The sequence below is a fragment of the Streptomyces sp. NPDC017991 genome (assembly GCF_044328075.1).
Lineage (GTDB): Bacteria > Actinomycetota > Actinomycetes > Streptomycetales > Streptomycetaceae > Streptomyces.
The window spans coordinates 330,308-347,804 of sequence record NZ_JBIRGP010000011.1 but is presented as its reverse complement, the minus strand read 5'-3'; the positions used below and the strand labels follow the sequence as shown (position 1 = coordinate 347,804).

Below are 17,497 nucleotides of genomic sequence, written 5' to 3'. Positions count from 1 at the left end.
ACGGCCGGGTCAGCCGGTGTGGCGGTCCGGTGCGCTGAGCCGGTGGGCGATCTCGCGGGTGGCCTCGGTGGCGGCCCGGTATTCCGCGTATCCCTGTTCGTAGGCCGCGCGGTGGGACGAGTCCGGTTCGATGACCGTCACTCGGGGGGCGAAGCCCGCGGCTGCCCGGGCGAGGGAGGCGGCCTGGCCGGCTCCGGTGGCGGCGGCGACCGCGCAGGCCCGCAGGGTGAGGTTGCCCTCGGCGACCAGCAGCAGCGGGCGGCCGAGGACGTCCGCGGTGGTGCGCAGCCACAGCGGGTTGTGCCGGATGCCTCCGGAGACGAAGACCTCCTCGACGGGTACGCCGCCGTCGACGAACGAGTCGAGGACTTGCCGGGTGCCGTAGGCGACGCCTTCGACGGCGGCCCGGTAGACCTCCTCGGGACGGCTGCCGAGGGTCAGTCCGAGAACGGCGCCGCGCAGCCGCGGGTCGCGCAGCGGCGTGCGGTTGCCCATGAAGTAGTCGAGGACCATCAGCCCGTGCGCGCCGGGCGGCAGGGCCGCGGCCTCCTTGATGAGTGCGGGCAGTTCCGCGCGGGGCCGGCCCAGGAGCTGTTCACCGGCCCAGGTGAGCACGGACCCCGAGGTGACCTGTCCTCCCTCGACCAGCCACCGGCCGGTGTTGAGGGCGTCCGGGTAGGGCCCCCAGACGGTGGGCGGGAAGACGGGTTCGTCAATCTCCGTGACGAAGGCGGTGGAGGTGCCGCTGACGACCGACACCCGGCCGGTCCGCGCGCCGCCGACGGCGAGCAGGGACAGGTGGGCGTCGATGCCGCCGGCGCCGACCATCGCCTCGCCGGTGAGGCCGAGTTCGTCGCGGACACCGGGCCGCACGGGGGCGACGAGGCCGCCGACCGGGACGATCCGGCCGGGGAGCTTGTCACGGAGGTCGGGGACACCCAGGTCCGCGTAGAGGTCGTCGGGGAGCCCGGCGCCGCGCGGGTCGTAGTTCCACTTGCAGACGGCGTTCATCCGCGAGCCGGTCCACTCGCCGGTGAGGCGCCAGACGAGGTAGTCGACCGCCTCGGTGATGTGAGCGGCGGCGCGGTAGACGTCCGGCTGGTGCCGGGCCAGCCACATGGCCTTCGGCACGAGCCACTCGACCGCGTCGGAGCCGCCCGCGTACCGCAGGACCGGATGGTCCGACGCCGCGGTCAGCGCGGACTCCGCGCTGGCCCGGCTGTCCATCCACAGCAGTGCGGGGCGCAGCGGCCGTCCGGCCTCGTCCAGTACGGCGACGGTGGACGCGGTGGTGGCGACGGCGACGCCGGCCACCGGGGGCGAGCCTGCCTCGGAGAGGGCCGCGCGCGTCGCGGTGACCACGGCGCTCCACCAGTCCTCGGGATTCTGCTCGGCCCAGCCCGGGTGCGGGAAGGAGGTGGGGTAGCCGCTCTGGCTCAGCCCGAGTTCCGCGCCCTCGGCGCTGTAGACGGCCACCCGGGCGCTCTCGGTGCCCAGGTCGATGGCGAGAAGCGCGCTCATGGACGGTCTCCGTTCGGCAGGAAGAGGACCTTCGAGCTGAAGACGGACCGCTCTCCGAGCTGGTGCAGGGTGGCGGAGACGTCGTCGAGGCCCAGTTCGTGCGTGATCATGAACTTCCAGCGGAGGCTGCCGTCGCCCATGGCACGCGCGGCGGTGCGCCACTCGTCGCCGGGGAACGGCGCGGAGAAGGAGTTCCAGGCGCCGTGCAGGGTGACCTCGCGGCGCAGGAAGTTGCTGAAGGTGGCCTTGGGCAGGACGACGGGGTCGTGCGGGATGCCGATGAAGACGGCCTGCCCGTGCCGGGCGGCGAGGGAGACCGCCTGGTCGGCGGTGGCCGGCACGCCGGCGGACTCGATGATGACGTCGTAGCCCTGGCCGGCCAGCTCGGTGGCCTGCTCGGCGGTGGTGGCGGTGTGGGTGGCGCCGGCCTCCAGGGCCATCGCGGCCTTCTCCTCGCTGACGTCGATGGAGAGCACCTCCTGCGCGCCGGCGAGCAGGGCCCACTGGACGGCGAACAGACCGATGGGGCCCGCGCCGACGACAGCGACCCGGTGACCGGTGCGCAGCTTGGTGCGCCAGATGGCGTGCAGGGCGATGGCGGCCGGGTCGAGCATCGCCGCGGCACGCGGGTCGAGGTGAGCCGGCAGCACCATCAGGTTGCCCTCGGGGACGGTCACGTACTCGGCGTAGGCACCGGCCCGCCGGCTGCCGAAGTAGTCGTAGTCCTCGCAGAGACTGAAGTGGCCCTGGGCACAAGGGGTGCAGCGGCGGCAGGGAATCAGCGGCGGGACGGCCACGAGGTCGCCCTCCTTGACCGTGCCTGCCGCCGCGAGCTCCGCGCCGAGCGCCACCACGTGTCCGGAGAACTCGTGGCCGCAGATCAGCGGGAGGTGGTAGGCCCCTCCGGGGCGCAGCATCCTGGGTATGTCGGAGCCGCAGACCCCGCACGCGGCGACACGGACGAGCGCCTCCCCGGGCGCGGGCACCGGTACGGGCACCTCCTCGACGCGGATGTCGCCCGGGGCGTGCAGCAGGGCGGCTCGCATGGTTCGCGGCATTTTCGTATCGCTCTCTCGGGTGGGGCGGACCGGTTCCGGTCTGCGGCGTACTGCTCGGGGCTACTTCTTGTCCGCCAGGGCGAACGTGGTGGAGCCGCTGTACGTGGCGGCGTTACCCGTGTCGATCAGACCGGTTCCGGCGTCGACCTCGGCGGAGACCTTCTTGCCCTTCTCGGCGTCCAGCGCGGTCCGCACGGCGGTGGCGCCGAGCGAGATCGGGTCGTTGAGCGCGGTCGCGATGTAGGGGCCGTCGGCGGCGATGGACTTCACGGCCTCCATCAGTCCGTCGACACCGGCGACCTTGACGTCGGTGCGGTTGTTCTCTTTCAGCACCTGGAGCGCGCCGAGGGCCATGTCGTCGTTGTGCGCGTAGACGGCCTTGACGTCGGGGTTGGTCTGGACGAGGTCCTGCATGGCGGTGACGGCCTTGGCGCGTATGTAGTCGCAGTACGGCCCCGACACGATCTTGATCTTGCTGTTGGCGGCCACGGCCTCATGGAACCCGGCGCTGCGGTCGCGGGCGACGGCACCGCCCGCGTCTCCCTTGATCTCGATGACCTTGCCGCCCTTGGCGCCCAGGGCCTTGACGACCTCGGCGCCGACGAGCCGGCCCATCTCCTTGTTGTCGCGACCGACGTGCGCGACGGCGCCGGAGGGTACCGGGCGGTCGACGGTGACGACCGGGACACCCGCTGCCTTGGCTGCGGCCAGTCCCGCCTTGACGCCCTTGGGGTCGACGGGGTTGACCAGCAGCACGTCGACACCACGGGTGATGAGGTCCTGGATGTCGTTGTTCTGCTTCGTCACGTCGTCGCCCGCGTCGGCGAAGCTGAGCTTGGCGCCGGCCTTCTCGGCGGCCTGTTCGGCGCCGGTGCGCAGCTGCACGTAGAACGGCGACTGCTGGGTGGCCTGGCTGAAGCCGATGGACAGGCCGTCCGAGGCCGCCTTCTTGCCACTGCTGTCCGAGCCGCCCGGGGTGGTCGAGACGGAGCACGCGGTGAGCGATACAAGAGTGGATGCCGTGATAAAGATCCCGAAGATGCGCTTGGTACGCATATGGGCCTCCTGATGTGGTCCTGGCGACGGACAGTAGGTCCAGAATTAACTTCACGGCAACACATGCTGGTTTTTTTGCTCTCATGAGCAGAAAGTGGGTGACGGGGAGCGAACAGCCGGTTGTCCGGCGCGACGGAACACGTACGCCGAGGCTGCGGAGAGGGGGACATCGACGCCGCCGACGCGGACATGAATGCCGAGCCGGGGAACCGTTCTTACGCCGTGGAGTCAGGCGAACTGATCAGTGGAGGGGCTGCCGTAGAAACGGCCCTGGCCGCACAGGGTGTCGATCTCGGCGTTGTCTTCCTCGCTCAGCTGCGCATCCAGCGCGACACTGATAACGCGCCGGGCACGGGCCGATCTCCGGGCGACATCCCAGTCGTCGATGAACTTGCCGACGGTGCGTTCGTCGGCACTTCCGGATGCCTATCGGGATCCGAGCCGGTCGAGGGAGACCACGAACTCGTTCAGGTCCTGCAGGACTGCGACGACCTCGTCGAGGGGCATGCGGATCTCTTGGGAGACATGTTCATCGGCTGATTCAACTCCAGAGCCGGCGCTCAGACCAAGACCCGGCATCTTGCCGGTCGGGGCGGGCACGAGTACGACCACCGATGATAATCATTGTTTGTAAAGACATACGAGGAGGCGGTGGCCGCAGGTCGCAGTATGGATCCCGGCCGTTGGCGAGAAGCGTTCGAGGCGGCCATGGGCCGTATCGCGGGCCGGTTCGCCCGGGTCGAACCCCGTTTGCGAACCGCGCGGTTGGTGCTGGGCCTGATGTCGGACCTGCCGCGCGAGAGCTGCTGGACAATCGCGGAGTAGGCCGGGGAGAAAGCCCCGCACGGCATGCGGCATCCGTTGTGCCGGGCGTCCTGGGACGCCGATGCCGTGCGCGACGACGTGCGCGAGTACGTCGTGGAACATCTCCATGACGATTCTGCGGTGCTGGTCGTGGACGAGACCAGCGACGCTAAGAAGGGCACCCGCACGGTCGGGCTGCAGCACCAATGCACCGGCACTGCCGACCGGATCGGGAACTCCCGGGTTGCCGTCCATCTGGTCCACGCCGTCGCCCGCGGGCACGCGGCGGTGGATTGGGGGTTGTACATCCCGCGCTCCTGGACCTCTGACCAGCGTACCGGTCCCGCTGCACGCCCTGGTCAAGACGGCCGGCTCACGGTGGCGGATCGAGAAAACCTTCCAGACCGAGAAGGGCCTGGCCGGGCTCGATGAACACCAGGCCCGCCGATATCCCTCCTGGAGCCGTTGGGTCATCGAGCGAACCATGAGCCGGCTGTCCGGCTACCGCAGACTCGGCGCCCGCTACGAGCGAAACCCCCGTAACTACCTGGCCTTTCTCGGAGTTGCCTGCACCGCCGACAAGACGGACGCCGCAAGTACTCCAGAGCCGGCGACGCCCAGCTCATCCGCGCCCGCAGCGGCCCCAGTCCTGAGCAGGACTCGGTGAAGTCCCCGCCCGAGTCGGACGACACCGGGACTGTCGCCGGCCGCCAAGGCGCAACCCGTGGTGGCGGCACCTTCGAATTCAGTGCGGGCAAGAAGGGCGATGCCCCGATTGTCGCCGTCCGATGCCAGGACGAAGGGGAGATCAAGGTCTCCGTAAAGCCGGTGAACGTCGGCTTCCCGCTGAACTGCGTCGATGGTGAAGCAAGCACCACCTACAACCAGGTCGGCGCCGAGGGTGTGGAGAAGAAGGGCACCGTGTCACTCCTCGACCCCTCATCGGTGCACTGGTCCATGACGGTCGGCCGCGGCGAGCCCGCGGAAGCGGAAGCGCCCGAGCCTTCAGGCGAAACAGAGCAGAACCGCATAGACGACTTCGCCCCGACCTGCCGGAGGCCGAGTTGTCGCTCGGCGCCCTGATCGTCACCGGCACCGGCCCCCTCACGGAGAGCCTGGGCGGCGCGGTACGGGGGGGGCGAGGGACGCCGACTCACCCCGCGGGGCTCACCGGGACTCATGAACGGTCGAGCCTTGACCGCGAGCAGTTCATGCAAGCGCCCGGTTGGAGCTTCCCAGCCGAGCGTTTTGCGTGGGCGGCGGTCGAGTTGATTGGCGACGCGACGACGGCCAGATGTTGTTGGCGGGTGGGCCCACATAGCGGGGGCGCGTTCGGCCAGGGTGCCGATCGTGGACTTCCAGGCTTCCGCTGCGGCTCGGCCGACTCGCCATCCTTTCTGTACCGATCGGTGCGAAAGTGCTACAGTCCCCTCCGTGTCGATCGGTACCGATCGGTACCGATCAATGCTCGAAGTGTGCGGAGGGCATGGGCGCCAGCACGGGCGGAGTGATGTCGAGGCGGCCGTCGGCGCCAGTGGCGAGTGCCAAGTCGACGGCATTCAGGCCTAGTTCCCACTGAGGGGTGCGGCGGATACGCCCACCTGCCGAGACAACCGTCTGCGCACTGCCACTCCATGGCAATCGAACATGGCGAAAGCACCTGAAACGCGAAGGAATTGTTGATATGAGCCTCAAGAAGTCCGACGACTCCGAGCCCTTCCACCGGCTTGGCAGACGCAACATGCTCGGCGTCACCGCGGGTGCTGGCGCTGCGGCCCTGCTCGGCCTGTCGGCCGGCACCGCAGCTGCCGCCCCGAGGACCCAGACACCAAGGGCACCGATGCTCAAAGGTTTCACAAGCCGCTTCACTGAAGTCAACGGCACGCGGCTGCACTATGTCATCGGAGGCCAGGGCGACCCCCTCGTCCTGCTCCCCGGGTGGCCACGCACCTGGTACCAGTTTCACAAGATCATGCCGGCACTGGCGCGGCACTACCAGGTGATTGCCCCGGACTTGCGCGGCATGGGCGACTCCGACAAGCCTGCGGGCGGGTACGACAAGAAGACCATGGCCCGAGACATCTACGAGCTGGTCCGCACCCTCGGACACAGCCAGGCCTATATCGCAGGCGAAGACATCGGTTCGATGGTGGCCCACAGCTTCGCCGCGAACCACCCCGAAGCGACCCGGAAGGTCGCTTTGTGGGAGGCCGGACATCCCACCGAGGTATTCAACGACATACGCATGCTGCCCCAGCCGGGCCAACCGGCACCGTGGTGGTTCGCCTTCAACGTGCTCGACCAGTTGCCCGAGCAACTCCTCGAGGGGCGGTTCCGGTTCATCGTCGACTGGCTGATCGACTTCCAGGGCGGGGACCCCAAAGCCTTCAGCGAGGAAACCCGAGCCGTTTACGCCGCCGCGTACGACACGCCGGATGCGATCCGCGGAGGAAACGGCTGGTACCAGACCTTCCAGCAGGACATAGCCGATCTGAAGGACTACCCGGTACTGACCATGCCCCTGCTCGGAATCGGTGGCAAGTACTACGAGCTCCTTCTTGCACAGATGGAGGGACTGGCGGCAGACGCACGCTACGTCGAGTTGCAGGGGGCGGGTCACTACCTCGCTGAGGAACGCCCCCACGACATCGTGCGGGAACTCACCGCCTTCTTCAGGTAACTCCAGGCCTCGACGGGCGCAAGCAATTGCCCCTCGGGTACCTGACCTGCCCGCGAACCAGGGGGCCGGTCTTCGGACCGGCCCCCTGCCCCAAACCCCGGGCCTCTTCTTCGAACGATTTCCCTCCACTTCCCTCCCCTTACCTCCCCGAAGGTTCCACGCACTGATGTCCTCTTCCGCGAAGCAATCCGCCAAGCTGCCGTTCGTCGTCTGGCTGTTGACGCTCGGCACGTTCCTGATGGGCACCACCGAGTTCATCGTCGCCGGCATCCTGCCCGAGATGGCCGCCGATCTCGGGGTCAGCGTTTCCCAGGGCGGCCTGCTCATCACCTTCTTCGCCATCGGCATGATCGTCGGCGCGCCCACGATGGCGATCGCCACGCTGCGACTGCCCCAAAGGTCCACCCTGGTGCTGGCCCTGGCCGTCTTCGCTCTCGGCCATGTGATGGCCGCACTCAGCTCCTCCTTCGCCTTCGTGCTGATCGCCCGTGTGATCACCGCGTTCGCCACCGGCACTTTCTGGGCGATCGCGGGCGCCGTGGCCGTCGCCGCCGTCGTACCCACGGCCCGTGCCCGCGCTTCGGGCATGATCATCAGCGGTATCGGCCTGGCCACCGTGATCGGCGTCCCGCTCGGCTCGCTGGTCGGCAACCACATCGGCTGGCGCGGCGCGTTCTGGGCCCTGGCCGTCCTCGCCGGCGTCGTCGCCCTGATCATCGGCCGGTACATCCCCGCCGCGTCCCACACCGACGGTGCACCCTCCGTACGGTCGCAGTTCGCGGCGCTGCGCTCAGGCCGTTTCTGGCTCGCATGGGCCGCGGGCGTGCTGCTGCTGGGCGGGGTCATGGCCGTCTACTCCTACGTCGCACCGCTGCTCACCGACCGGTCCGGCGTCCCCACCGGCGCCGTCTCCCTGATCCTCGTCGGATACGGCATCGGCGCCCTGATCGGCACGAACATCGGCGGACGCCTCGGCGACCGCGCGCCACTGGCCTCACTGATCGGTGCGGCCCTGCTCGCCTTCCTGGCCCTGGTCCTACTGCAGACTTCGCTGTCCACCCACCCGGTGGCCACCGTCGTACTGCTGGTCCTCATGGGCCTGGCCGGCCAGTCGATACCGCCGGTCTCCACCACTCTGGCCGTACGCTTCGCGAGCAACGCCCCCACCCTCGCCTACGCGCTGTCCGCCTCGGCCTTCAACGTCGGCATCGCGGGCGGCTCCCTCATCGCCGGCATCGCACTGGACTCCTCACTGGGCCTGACCGGTCCGGCCCTGGTGGGCATGATCATGGTCGGACTCGGCCTGGTGCCGCTGCTCACCCTCGCTGCAATCCGCGCCACCCGCACCGACACGCCGTCGGTGCTCGAACCGCCGCAGGTCACTGAAAAGGCCACGGTCTGAGAAACCGTTCGGGTCGTACAGGCGCCGATCGCCGTGGACGCGTGCGTGCAGGTGCATGCCATGCCAGCCGTCCGGGCGAGGGCGTGTTCGACGGTGATGCACTCGGATGAGTGCCGGTGGCGCTCGCGTTCCCGCTGTTCGGCTCTGACGGGCAGTCCTCCCGGTCGCGGATTTCTGGGCGGGGTGATGGCTTGTCCGCGGTGGTCGCGGCTCAGGCCGAGGTAGCCGTCGTCCAGGAGGACCTCGGCGTCGGGAAAGTGCTGGAAGCAGATGGCGATGCCCTCGTTGCGGGCGGTCGTGGCGTCGTGCATACGTCCAGGTCGCGAGGCATCGGTCCACAACATGCGGCCACGCCAGTCGGCCATCGCGGTGGCCTTCATGGTGTTCTGCTTCTTCTTCCCGCAGACGACGGACAGGTTCCGGGAGCTACGGCTGGTGCGGCGCTGCGGCAATCAGTGAAGTCAGTACGCCCGACCGGCGACAAGGGCCGAACGGCCCTTCCGCGGCGAGGAACGCGGAGGGAGTCGTCGGAGCGTCCCGCCTCACTCCTTCCGAGGCGGACCGCTGGTTCCCCGGACCACCAGTTTCGGGTCCAGTACCGCCTCGCGGGGCTTGAGCGCCGCGTCCTCCAGTCGCTCCACGGCGAACCGTACGGCGTACTCGGCCATGAGCGGCGCGTCCTGACGGACCGTCGTCAGGCCGACGGGCATCACATGTGACAGGTGGCTGTCGTCATAGCCGACGACCGACACCTGGTCCGGAACCTCGACGCCTGCCCGGGTGAACGTCATCAACAGGCCCATGGCGCAACGGTCGTTGCCCGCGAGGATCGCCGTCGGCAGGGACGATCCCCGGTCGCGCTCGGCGAGCAGCGCACGGCCGGCCCCGATGCCCGCGTCCTCGTCGTGCGCTCCCGGGATGACCCGGATCTCGTCGCCGAGACCGTGCCGGCGCATCGCGGCGCGATAGGCGCGGCGGCGCTCCGCCGAGCCCGACTGGCGCCCGCCGTCGACGTGCACGATGCGCCGGTGTCCCAGCTCGACGAGGTGGTCCATGGCCTGGCGCACGCCCTTGCTCTCGGCCGTGTGCACACTGTCGACGTGCACACCGGACACGCGCCGGCCCACCGAGACCGTGACCGTGCGCCGCCCGAGGTCGTCCAGGGCGGCGGCTTCCGCGCCCGGGCCGAGCAGGATGAGCGCGCCGCAGCGGTGGCTGAGCAGGGCCTCCACCGCTTTGGCCTCGTCGCGGCCCGGAGCGTTCGCGGACAACAGGACCTCGTAGCCCAGGCGTTCGGCCTCCGGGTAGATGCCCTCGACCAGGTCCGCCTCGAAGGGCTGGTGGACGGTGAGCATCACACCGAGCGTGCGACTGCGGCCGCGGGCCAGGAGCCGGGCCGCGCTGTCGGGGTGGTAGCCGATCTCGTCGGCGATGCGCAGCACACGCTCGCGGGTGTCGTCGCTCGCTCCCGGCTGGTTGCGAAAGACGATCGAGACCAGCGCCCGGGACACTCCGGCCTGCACGGCCACATCCGCCATGGTGGGGCGCTGCTTCCCCGACCCGTCCACGTGTGAACCCATCCTTCCGTGCTCCCCACTGCGCCGGCCGCTCACGAAATCTCGCGGCAACAACCTATTGACATGACATTTGAACAGAGGTCATCGTACTCCCACTAGAGCGCGCTAGTAGAGCGCGGCAGTGCAACTCGCAACCCCCGGATTCTCCGGAGCGAAGGGACAACCAGCGTGATGTCGTTCGATGTGCTGACCATGGGCCGTACGGGGGTGGACGTATACCCGCTCCAGACGGGCGTGGGGCTGGCGGAGGTCACCTCGTTCGGCAAGTACCTGGGCGGCAGCCCCACCAATGTCGCCGTCGCCGCGGCCCGGCACGGACGCTCCGCCGCCGTGATCACCAAGACCGGCGCGGACCCGTTCGGCACCTTCGTCCGCACCACTCTGCGCGGTTACGGCGTGGACCCGCGCTACGTCGGTACGTCGGACATCGCGCCGACCCCCGTCACCTTCTGCGAGATCTTCCCGCCGGACGACTTCCCCCTCTACTTCTACCGGCTGCCCAAGGCTCCCGACCTGGACATACGCCCCGAGGAACTGGACCTCGACGCCGTCCGGACCTCCTCGGTCTTCTGGATCACGGGGACCGGTCTGAGCGAGGAGCCCAGCCGGTCCGCGCACCTCGCCGCCCTGCGGCACCGCGCGAAGTCGGGCACCACCGTCTTCGACCTCGACTGGCGGCCGATGTTCTGGCAGGCCCCCGCGCAGGCCCGTACGTACTACGCCGAGGCACTGCGGCACACCACCGTCGCCGTCGGGAACCGGGAGGAGTGCGAGGTGGCGACCGGAGAGAGCGAGCCGTACGCCGCCGCCGAGGCGCTGCTCGGCGCCGGTGTCGAGCTGGCCGTCGTGAAGCAGGGGCCCGAGGGTGTCCTCGCGATGGATCGGGACGGCACCGTCACGGAGGTCCCACCGGTACCGGTGGACGTCGTGAACGGTCTCGGCGCCGGGGACGCCTTCGGCGGCGCGCTGTGTCACGGACTGCTGTCCGGCTGGGACACCCGGCGCACGGTGACCTTCGCCAACGCCGCGGGCGCCCTCGTCGCGGGCCGGCTGGCGTGCTCCGACGCCATGCCGACCGAGGCCGAGGTGGACGCCAAGGTCCGTGAGGCCGCGGGCCTCGCGGACACCGAGACCGCCGGTCCGTCGACCGCCGGCGTACCGAACCGAGAGGTGTGAACGTGCTGTCCGACAAGGTGAGCCGGATCGTGGACGCCAGGGTCAAGGACCCCGGTGCCGTCGCGGCGGCGGCCGCCCGGCGTGTCAGGGCCGCGTCGCCCTTCGGCGAGCACGGCAAAGCGATGATCATCGCCGCCGACCATCCCGCGCGCGGCGCCAACGGCGTCGGCGCCGACCCCCACGCCATGGCCGACCGCTTCGCGCTGCTCGACCGGCTGTGCGCGGCCCTGGAACGGCCGGGTGTGACGGGCGTGCTCGCCACCGCCGACATCCTGGAGGACCTGCTCCTGCTCGGCGTGCTGGACGGGAAGAGCGTGTTCGGTTCCATGAACCGGGCCGGGCTGGCGGGCTCCGTCTTCGAGATCGACGACCGGTTCACCGGGTACGACGCCGAGACGATCGCCGCGATGGGCTTCGACGGGGGCAAGATGCTCACGCGTATCGCCCTCGACGACCCGGCGACCCCGTCTGTGCTGGAGAACACCGCGCACGCGGTGGACGAGCTCAACGACCGGCGGCTGATCGCCATGATCGAGCCGTTCCTGTCCTCCTGGCAGGACGGGCGGATCCGCAACGACCTCTCCACCGACGCCGTCGTCAAGTCGGTCACCATCGCCTCGGGCCTCGGCCGCCGCAGCGCCTACACCTGGCTGAAGCTGCCGGTCGTGGCCGACATGGAGCGGGTGCTCGCCTCCTCCACGCTGCCGGCGCTCCTGCTGGGCGGCGAGGTCACCGACCCCGAGGCGGCCTTCGCCTCCTGGGGCAGGGCCCTCAAGCTTCCCACCGCGCAGGGCCTGATCGTGGGCCGTTCCCTGCTCTACCCCGCGGACGGCGACGTCGCCGGCGCCGTGGACCGGGCGGTGAGCCTGCTGTGAGCGGCACGTACCACCTGCCCGCGGGAAGTGCGGCGACAAGCCCGTACGACCTGGTCATCACCCCCGAGTCCGCGGGCTGGAGCCACACCGGTCTGCGGATCCTCACCCTGGCCCCCGGCGAGTCCCGGACGCTGGACACCGACGGCTTCGAGTACCTGGTCCTGCCACTGCGCGGCGGCTGCATTGTCACCGTGGCCGGCGAGACCTTCGCCCTGGAAGGCCGCGGCGGGGTGTTCGACTCGGTCACCGACTTCGCGTACCTGCCGCCGTCGTCGGAGGCCGTCGTCAGCAGTGCGTCCGGCGGGACGTACGCGCTGCCCTGCGCCCGTACCGAGCGTGGCGGCCTCCCCGCCCGGTACGGGCCGAAAGGGGACGTGCCCGTCGAACTGCGCGGCGCCGGCAACTGCTCGCGACAGGTCAACAACTACTGCCTGCCCGGCACCTTCGAGGCGGAGCAACTGCTGGTGTGCGAGGTGCTCACCCCCGGCGGCAACTGGTCCTCCTACCCGCCGCACAAGCACGACGAGGCCCGGCCCGATGAGGAGTCCGAGCTGGAGGAGATCTACTGGTTCCAGGTCGCGGGCGAGCACGGCTTCGGCTACCAGCGGGTGTACGGCACCGAGGACCGGCCCCTCGACGTGCTCGCCGAGGTCCGCTCGGGCGACACCGTGCTCGTCCCGCACGGCTGGCACGGCCCGTCGGTCGCCGCCCCCGGTTACGACCTCTACTACCTCAACGTCATGGCGGGTCCCGGACAGGACCGCGCCTGGCTCATCTGCGACGACCCGGCGCACGGCTGGGTGCGTACGACCTGGGACGCGCAGGCGATCGACCCGCGACTCCCGTTCAGCGGCAAGGAGGCCCCCTGATGGAGACCGTCCGTCTCACCACCGCGCAGGCCCTCGTCCGCTTCCTGGCACGGCAGTACAGCGAGCGCGACGGCCAGGAACAGCGGCTGGTCCCCGGCGTCTGGGGGATCTTCGGCCACGGCAACGTCGCCGGCTTCGGTCAGGCGCTGCTCCAGGCAGCCGTCACCCGTGAGGCCGACCTGCCCTACTACCTGGCCCGCAACGAGCAGGGCATGGTGCACGCCTCGGTGGCGTACGCGAAGATGCGCGACCGGCTGGCCACCTTCGCCTGCACGGCTTCCACGGGGCCCGGCTCGACGAACATGATCACGGGTGCGGCGCTCGCGACCACCAACCGCATCCCGGTCCTGCTGCTGCCCAGCGACATGTTCGCCACCCGCGCCGCCGACCCGGTGCTCCAGCAGCTGGAGGACGGCCGGGGCGGGGACGTCACCGTCAACGACACCTTCCGTGCCGTGTCCAAGTACTTCGACCGGATCTCGCGTCCCGAGCAGCTGATCCCGGCCGCGCTCGCCGCGATGCGGGTGCTGACCGACCCGGTGGAGACCGGCGCCGTGACGCTGGCGCTGCCGCAGGACGTGCAGGCCGAGGCGTACGACTGGCCGGTCGCCTTCTTCCGGCGCCGGGTGTGGCACGTCGGCCGTCCGGTGCCGGAGCCTGCCGCCGTCGAGCGGGCCGCCCGGCTCCTGCGCGGTGCGCGCAAGCCGCTGATCGTGGCGGGCGGCGGTGTCGTGTACTCCGGTGCCGAGACCGCGCTGCGCGCCTTCGCCGAGGCCACCGGCATCCCGGTCGCGGACACGCACGCCGGCAAGGGCGCGGTGCCGTGGGACCACCCGTACGCGGTCGGCGGCCTCGGGTCCACCGGTTCCTACGCGGCGAACGAGCTGGCCAGGGAGGCCGATGTCGTCCTCGGTATCGGCACCCGCTACTCCGACTTCACCACGGCCAGCCACACCGTGTTCGGCAACCCCGACGTCACCTTCGTCAACCTGAACGTGACTCGGCTGGACGCTGTGAAACATTCGGCGGAGCCACTGGTGGCCGACGCACGGCTCGGTGTCGGGGCGCTCGCCGACGCGCTCGCGGGCTGGGAGGTCGGTGCGGAGTACCGCTTGCACACGCGCGGACTCATCGCCCGTACGCGGGAGATCGAGGAGGCGTGCTTCCAGGTGGGCCATGGTCCGCTGCCGGCCCAGACCGAGATCCTCGGCGCGCTCAACGACGTCCTCGACGACCGTGCCGTGGTCATCAACGCGGCCGGTTCCCTGCCCGGTGACCTGCAGCAGCTGTGGCGGGCCCGGGACCCGAAGGCCTATCACGTCGAGTACGCGTACTCCTGCATGGGCTACGAGGTCGCCGCCGGTGTCGGTGCGAAGATGGCCGACCCCTCGCGCGAGGTCGTGGTCCTCGTCGGTGACGGCTCCTACCTGATGATGGCCCAGGAGATCGTGACCATGGTCTCCGAGGGACTCAAGGTCATCATCGTCCTGGTCCAGAACCACGGTTTCGCCTCCATCGGCGCCCTGTCCGAGTCGCTCGGCTCGCAGCGCTTCGGCACGAAGTACCGCTTCCGCGACAGAGATTCGGGCCGGCTCGACGGTGACGTGCTCCCCGTCGACCTCGCCACCAACGCCTCCTCGCTGGGCGCGGACGTCCTGCACGCCGCCTCCGTCGACGACTTCCGTGCCGCGATGGAGAAGGCGCAGGCATCCCACCGCACCACCGTCGTGCACGTCGAGACCGATCTCTACGGCCCGAACCCGCCCGGTCACGGCTGGTGGGACGTGCCGGTCAGTCAGACCTCCGTCCTGGACTCCACCCGCGAGGCCTACGAGACGTACGCCGCCCGCAAGACCGACCAGCGGCATTACCTGTAGGCCCCCTCCTCATGAGTTCCCGCAAGCGCACGAACGTCCCCGTAAAGGAAGACCGCACTGTGAAGACCATCCAGCACTGGATCAACGGCTCCCCCGCCGACGGCACCGGGGCGCGGACCGCGCCCGTGTTCGACCCGGCCACCGGCCGGGAACAGGCGCGGGTCGTCCTGGGCTCGGCTGCGGAGGTGGACGCGGCCGTCACCGCCGCGGCGAAGGCCTTCGAGACCTGGTCGGAGACCTCTCTGTCCCAGCGCACTCAGGTGATGTTCGCCTTCCGGCAACTGCTCGTCGAGCATGAGGAGGAGTTGGGCCGGATCATCTGCGCCGAGCACGGCAAGACCATCGACGACGCACGGGGCGAGATCACCCGGGGCCGGGAGGTCGTGGAGTTCGTCTGCGGCCTCGGCGACGTGCTGAAGGGGGCCTTCTCCGATCAGGTGTCGCGCGGTGTGGACGTGCACAACTTCCGCCAGCCACTCGGCGTGGTCGCCGGCATCACGCCGTTCAACTTCCCGGCCATGGTGCCGCTGTGGATGCACCCGATGGCTATCGCGACCGGCAACACGTTCATCCTCAAGCCCAGCGAACGCGACCCGTCCGCCGCCGTCTTCGTGGCGGAGCTGTACAAGAGGGCCGGACTGCCGGACGGCGTCTTCAACATCGTGCACGGCGGCAAGGAGGCGGTCGACGCTCTCCTCACCCACTCCGGCATCGAGGCCGTCTCCTTCGTCGGTTCCACGCCGATCGCCAAGTACGTCCACGAGACGGCCACCGCGCACGGCAAGCGCGTCCAGGCACTCGGCGGCGCGAAGAACCACGCCGTCGTCCTGCCCGACGCCGACCTGGAGTTCGCCGCCAACCACATCACCGCCGGCGCCTACGGTTCGGCCGGCGAGCGCTGCATGGCCGTGTCCGTGGCCGTCGCGGTCGGCGACGCCGCCGACGGTCTGGTCGAGATCCTGGAGCGCAAGGCCCGCGAGGTGAAGGTCGGCCCCGGCGACGCCCCCGGCACCGAGATGGGGCCGCTGGTCACCAAGGCGGCCCAGGAACGCGTCGAGAACGCCGTCGGCGCCGCCGCGGGGCAGGGTGCCACCGTCATCGTCGACGGTCGGGGTCTCAAGGTCGACGGCCACGAGGACGGCTTCTTCACCGGCCCCTCCCTCCTCGACCACGTCACGGCCGAGATGGACGCCTACAAGGAAGAGCTGTTCGGGCCGGTCCTCGCCGTCGTCCGCGTCGACACCCTCGACGAGGCGATCGCTCTCATCAACGCCAACCCCTACGGCAACGGCACCGCCCTGTTCACCGACTCCGGCGAGGCCGCCCGCCGCTTCCAGCGCAACGTCGAGATCGGCATGATCGGCGTCAACGTGCCGGTGCCGGTGCCGATGTCCTACTACTCCTTCGGCGGCTGGAAGGACTCGCTGATCGGCGACTCCGCCATCCACGGCCCCGAGGGCATCCGCTTCTACACCCGGCCCAAGGTCGTCACCACCCGATGGCCCAAGCCCGCCCAGCAGGTCGCCGCAGGGTTCGACTTCCCCACCTCCAGCTGAACCCGGTCCGGCACACGGACCCCACGGAGAGCCCCCCACTCCAAGAAACACCACACCACACCCCGTCCCATATCCCGAAGGACTTGGACCATGGCAACGACGCCATCCCCGCTCCGCACCGTCGCGGGCAACCTCTGTCTTGGCTCCGCCCCTGACTCCTGGGGCATCTGGTTCCCCGAGGACGAACAGCAGGTCCCGTACAGCCGCTTCCTCGACGAGCTGGCGCAGGCCGGTTACGAATGGCTGGAGCTCGGGCCCTATGGCTACCTCCCCACCGATCCGCGACGCCTGAAGGAAGAGCTGGAGTCGCGTGGGCTCCAGGTCTCCGGCGGTACCGCCTTCGGCGCACTGCACCGCCCGGAGGTGTGGGACGAGATGCTCGCCCATGTCCGGCAGGTCGCCACCCTGACCGCCGCCGCGGGCGCCCACCACCTCGTGCTGATCCCGCCCATGTACCGGGACGAGAAGACCGGCGCCTTCACCGAGTCGCCCAAGTTGACCGCCGGACAGTGGGCGGGCTTCGGCCGCAACGCCGACCGGCTCGGCAAGCTGCTGCTCGACGAGTACGACGTACGGCTCGTCGTCCATCCGCACGCCGACAGCCACATCCAGACCCAGCCGGAGATCGAGCGACTCCTCAACGAGTCCGACTCCCGCTACACCAACCTGTGCCTGGACACCGGGCACGTCGCCTACGGCGGCGGCGACAACCTCGACCTGATCCGCCGCTTCGGGGAGCGCGTCGGGTACGTGCACATCAAGCAGATGGACCCCGAGATCCTCGCGCAGGTCACCGCCGAGGACCTGTCGTTCGGTGAGGCCGTCAAGCGCGGGGTGTGCGTCTCCCCTCCGGCAGGTGTGCCGGACGCCGGCGAGGTCGTCTCCGAACTCGCCGCGCTGGATGCCGAGTTGTTCGTGATCGTCGAGCAGGACCTGTATCCCTGCGCTCCCGACGTACCGCTTCCTATCGCCGTACGCACGCGTGAGCACCTGGCCGACAGCGGCCTCTGTGGAACCCGACGCCCCGACAACAACCGGTAGGAGGC

14 protein-coding genes and 2 pseudogenes are annotated in these 17,497 nt (G+C 69.9%); 11 read left to right on the top strand and 5 right to left on the bottom strand.

Translation table 11 applies throughout. The annotated features are described in order from the left end of the window. Positions 1 to 9: 9 nt before the first annotated feature. The 3 genes from ACH4DZ_RS30530 to ACH4DZ_RS30520 form a co-directional block, all read right to left on the bottom strand. Positions 10 to 1,521, bottom strand: a complete 1,512-nt coding sequence (locus ACH4DZ_RS30530) for a ribulokinase (RefSeq protein WP_398290609.1) — start codon at positions 1,519 to 1,521, stop codon at positions 10 to 12. Then, positions 1,518 to 2,567 carry a galactitol-1-phosphate 5-dehydrogenase gene (locus ACH4DZ_RS30525; RefSeq protein WP_398290608.1) on the bottom strand — a complete coding sequence of 350 codons (1,050 nt, stop codon included), beginning with the start codon at positions 2,565 to 2,567 and terminating at the stop codon, positions 1,518 to 1,520. The genes ACH4DZ_RS30530 and ACH4DZ_RS30525 overlap by 4 nt, the downstream gene beginning before the upstream one ends. 72 nt (positions 2,568 to 2,639) lie before the next feature. Further along, positions 2,640 to 3,635, bottom strand: a complete 996-nt coding sequence (locus tag ACH4DZ_RS30520) for a substrate-binding domain-containing protein (RefSeq protein ID WP_398290607.1) — start codon at positions 3,633 to 3,635, stop codon at positions 2,640 to 2,642. A gap of 120 nt (positions 3,636 to 3,755) precedes the next feature. Between ACH4DZ_RS30520 and ACH4DZ_RS30515 the strand changes: the two genes are divergently transcribed. From ACH4DZ_RS30515 to ACH4DZ_RS30495, 5 genes and pseudogenes are all read left to right on the top strand, one after another. Beyond that, on the top strand, positions 3,756 to 4,175 hold the full coding sequence (locus ACH4DZ_RS30515) for a hypothetical protein (protein ID WP_398290606.1): 420 nt from the start codon (positions 3,756 to 3,758) through the stop codon (positions 4,173 to 4,175). A gap of 168 nt (positions 4,176 to 4,343) precedes the next feature. Continuing rightward, positions 4,344 to 5,106, top strand: a pseudogene (locus ACH4DZ_RS30510) (transposase). After that, positions 5,103 to 5,522 carry a hypothetical protein gene (locus ACH4DZ_RS30505; protein WP_398290605.1) on the top strand — a complete coding sequence of 140 codons (420 nt, stop codon included), beginning with the start codon at positions 5,103 to 5,105 and terminating at the stop codon, positions 5,520 to 5,522. The pseudogene ACH4DZ_RS30510 and the gene ACH4DZ_RS30505 overlap by 4 nt, the downstream one beginning before the upstream one ends. 601 nt (positions 5,523 to 6,123) lie before the next feature. Further along, the gene (locus ACH4DZ_RS30500) at positions 6,124 to 7,119 is read left to right on the top strand and encodes an alpha/beta fold hydrolase (protein ID WP_398290604.1); all 996 of its coding nucleotides are present in this window, start codon (positions 6,124 to 6,126) and stop codon (positions 7,117 to 7,119) included. 166 nt (positions 7,120 to 7,285) lie between these two features. Continuing rightward, positions 7,286 to 8,521, top strand: coding sequence for an MFS transporter (locus tag ACH4DZ_RS30495; protein ID WP_398290603.1), 1,236 nt, complete (start codon positions 7,286 to 7,288; stop codon positions 8,519 to 8,521). A gap of 74 nt (positions 8,522 to 8,595) precedes the next feature. Here ACH4DZ_RS30495 and ACH4DZ_RS30490 read toward each other — a convergent pair. After that, positions 8,596 to 8,928, bottom strand: a pseudogene (locus ACH4DZ_RS30490) (transposase family protein); the annotation flags it as partial. Positions 8,929 to 9,063: 135 nt separating this feature from the next. Continuing rightward, positions 9,064 to 10,059, bottom strand: coding sequence for a LacI family DNA-binding transcriptional regulator (locus ACH4DZ_RS30485; protein WP_398290672.1), 996 nt, complete (start codon positions 10,057 to 10,059; stop codon positions 9,064 to 9,066). 210 nt (positions 10,060 to 10,269) lie between these two features. On the opposite strand from ACH4DZ_RS30485, the gene iolC reads away from it, so the two are divergent. The 6 genes from iolC (at position 10,270) to ACH4DZ_RS30455 (ending at position 17,492) form a co-directional block, all read left to right on the top strand. Further along, on the top strand, positions 10,270 to 11,274 hold the full coding sequence (gene iolC, locus ACH4DZ_RS30480; RefSeq protein ID WP_398290671.1) for a 5-dehydro-2-deoxygluconokinase: 1,005 nt from the start codon (positions 10,270 to 10,272) through the stop codon (positions 11,272 to 11,274). Positions 11,275 to 11,276: 2 nt separating this feature from the next. Beyond that, complete coding sequence (locus tag ACH4DZ_RS30475; protein ID WP_398290602.1) at positions 11,277 to 12,149, top strand: aldolase; 873 nt, start codon at positions 11,277 to 11,279, stop codon at positions 12,147 to 12,149. After that, entirely contained in the window at positions 12,146 to 13,018 is an 873-nt protein-coding gene (gene iolB / locus ACH4DZ_RS30470; protein WP_398290601.1) for a 5-deoxy-glucuronate isomerase, read from the top strand. The genes ACH4DZ_RS30475 and iolB overlap by 4 nt, the downstream gene beginning before the upstream one ends. Beyond that, complete coding sequence (gene iolD / locus ACH4DZ_RS30465; protein WP_398290600.1) at positions 13,018 to 14,895, top strand: 3D-(3,5/4)-trihydroxycyclohexane-1,2-dione acylhydrolase (decyclizing); 1,878 nt, start codon at positions 13,018 to 13,020, stop codon at positions 14,893 to 14,895. The genes iolB and iolD overlap by 1 nt, the downstream gene beginning before the upstream one ends. Positions 14,896 to 14,954: 59 nt before the next feature. Then, a complete protein-coding gene (locus ACH4DZ_RS30460; protein WP_398290599.1) occupies positions 14,955 to 16,451 on the top strand; it encodes a CoA-acylating methylmalonate-semialdehyde dehydrogenase in 1,497 nt (498 codons plus the stop codon). 90 nt (positions 16,452 to 16,541) lie between these two features. After that, entirely contained in the window at positions 16,542 to 17,492 is a 951-nt protein-coding gene (locus tag ACH4DZ_RS30455; protein WP_398290598.1) for a TIM barrel protein, read from the top strand. Positions 17,493 to 17,497 lie beyond the last annotated feature (5 nt).

What these genes read in the sequence shown, in the direction of transcription:
- ACH4DZ_RS30530 (WP_398290609.1), bottom strand. Translation starts at nt 1,521, where the DNA reads ATGAGCGCGCTTCTCGCCATCGACCTGGGCACCGAGAGCGCCCGGGTG.
- ACH4DZ_RS30525 (WP_398290608.1), bottom strand. Translation starts at nt 2,567, where the DNA reads ATGCGAGCCGCCCTGCTGCACGCCCCGGGCGACATCCGCGTCGAGGAG.
- ACH4DZ_RS30520 (WP_398290607.1), bottom strand. Translation starts at nt 3,635, where the DNA reads ATGCGTACCAAGCGCATCTTCGGGATCTTTATCACGGCATCCACTCTT.
- ACH4DZ_RS30500 (WP_398290604.1), top strand. Translation starts at nt 6,124, where the DNA reads ATGAGCCTCAAGAAGTCCGACGACTCCGAGCCCTTCCACCGGCTTGGC.
- ACH4DZ_RS30495 (WP_398290603.1), top strand. Translation starts at nt 7,286, where the DNA reads ATGTCCTCTTCCGCGAAGCAATCCGCCAAGCTGCCGTTCGTCGTCTGG.
- ACH4DZ_RS30485 (WP_398290672.1), bottom strand. Translation starts at nt 10,059, where the DNA reads ATGGCGGATGTGGCCGTGCAGGCCGGAGTGTCCCGGGCGCTGGTCTCG.
- iolC (WP_398290671.1), top strand. Translation starts at nt 10,270, where the DNA reads ATGTCGTTCGATGTGCTGACCATGGGCCGTACGGGGGTGGACGTATAC.
- iolD (WP_398290600.1), top strand. Translation starts at nt 13,018, where the DNA reads ATGGAGACCGTCCGTCTCACCACCGCGCAGGCCCTCGTCCGCTTCCTG.
- ACH4DZ_RS30455 (WP_398290598.1), top strand. Translation starts at nt 16,542, where the DNA reads ATGGCAACGACGCCATCCCCGCTCCGCACCGTCGCGGGCAACCTCTGT.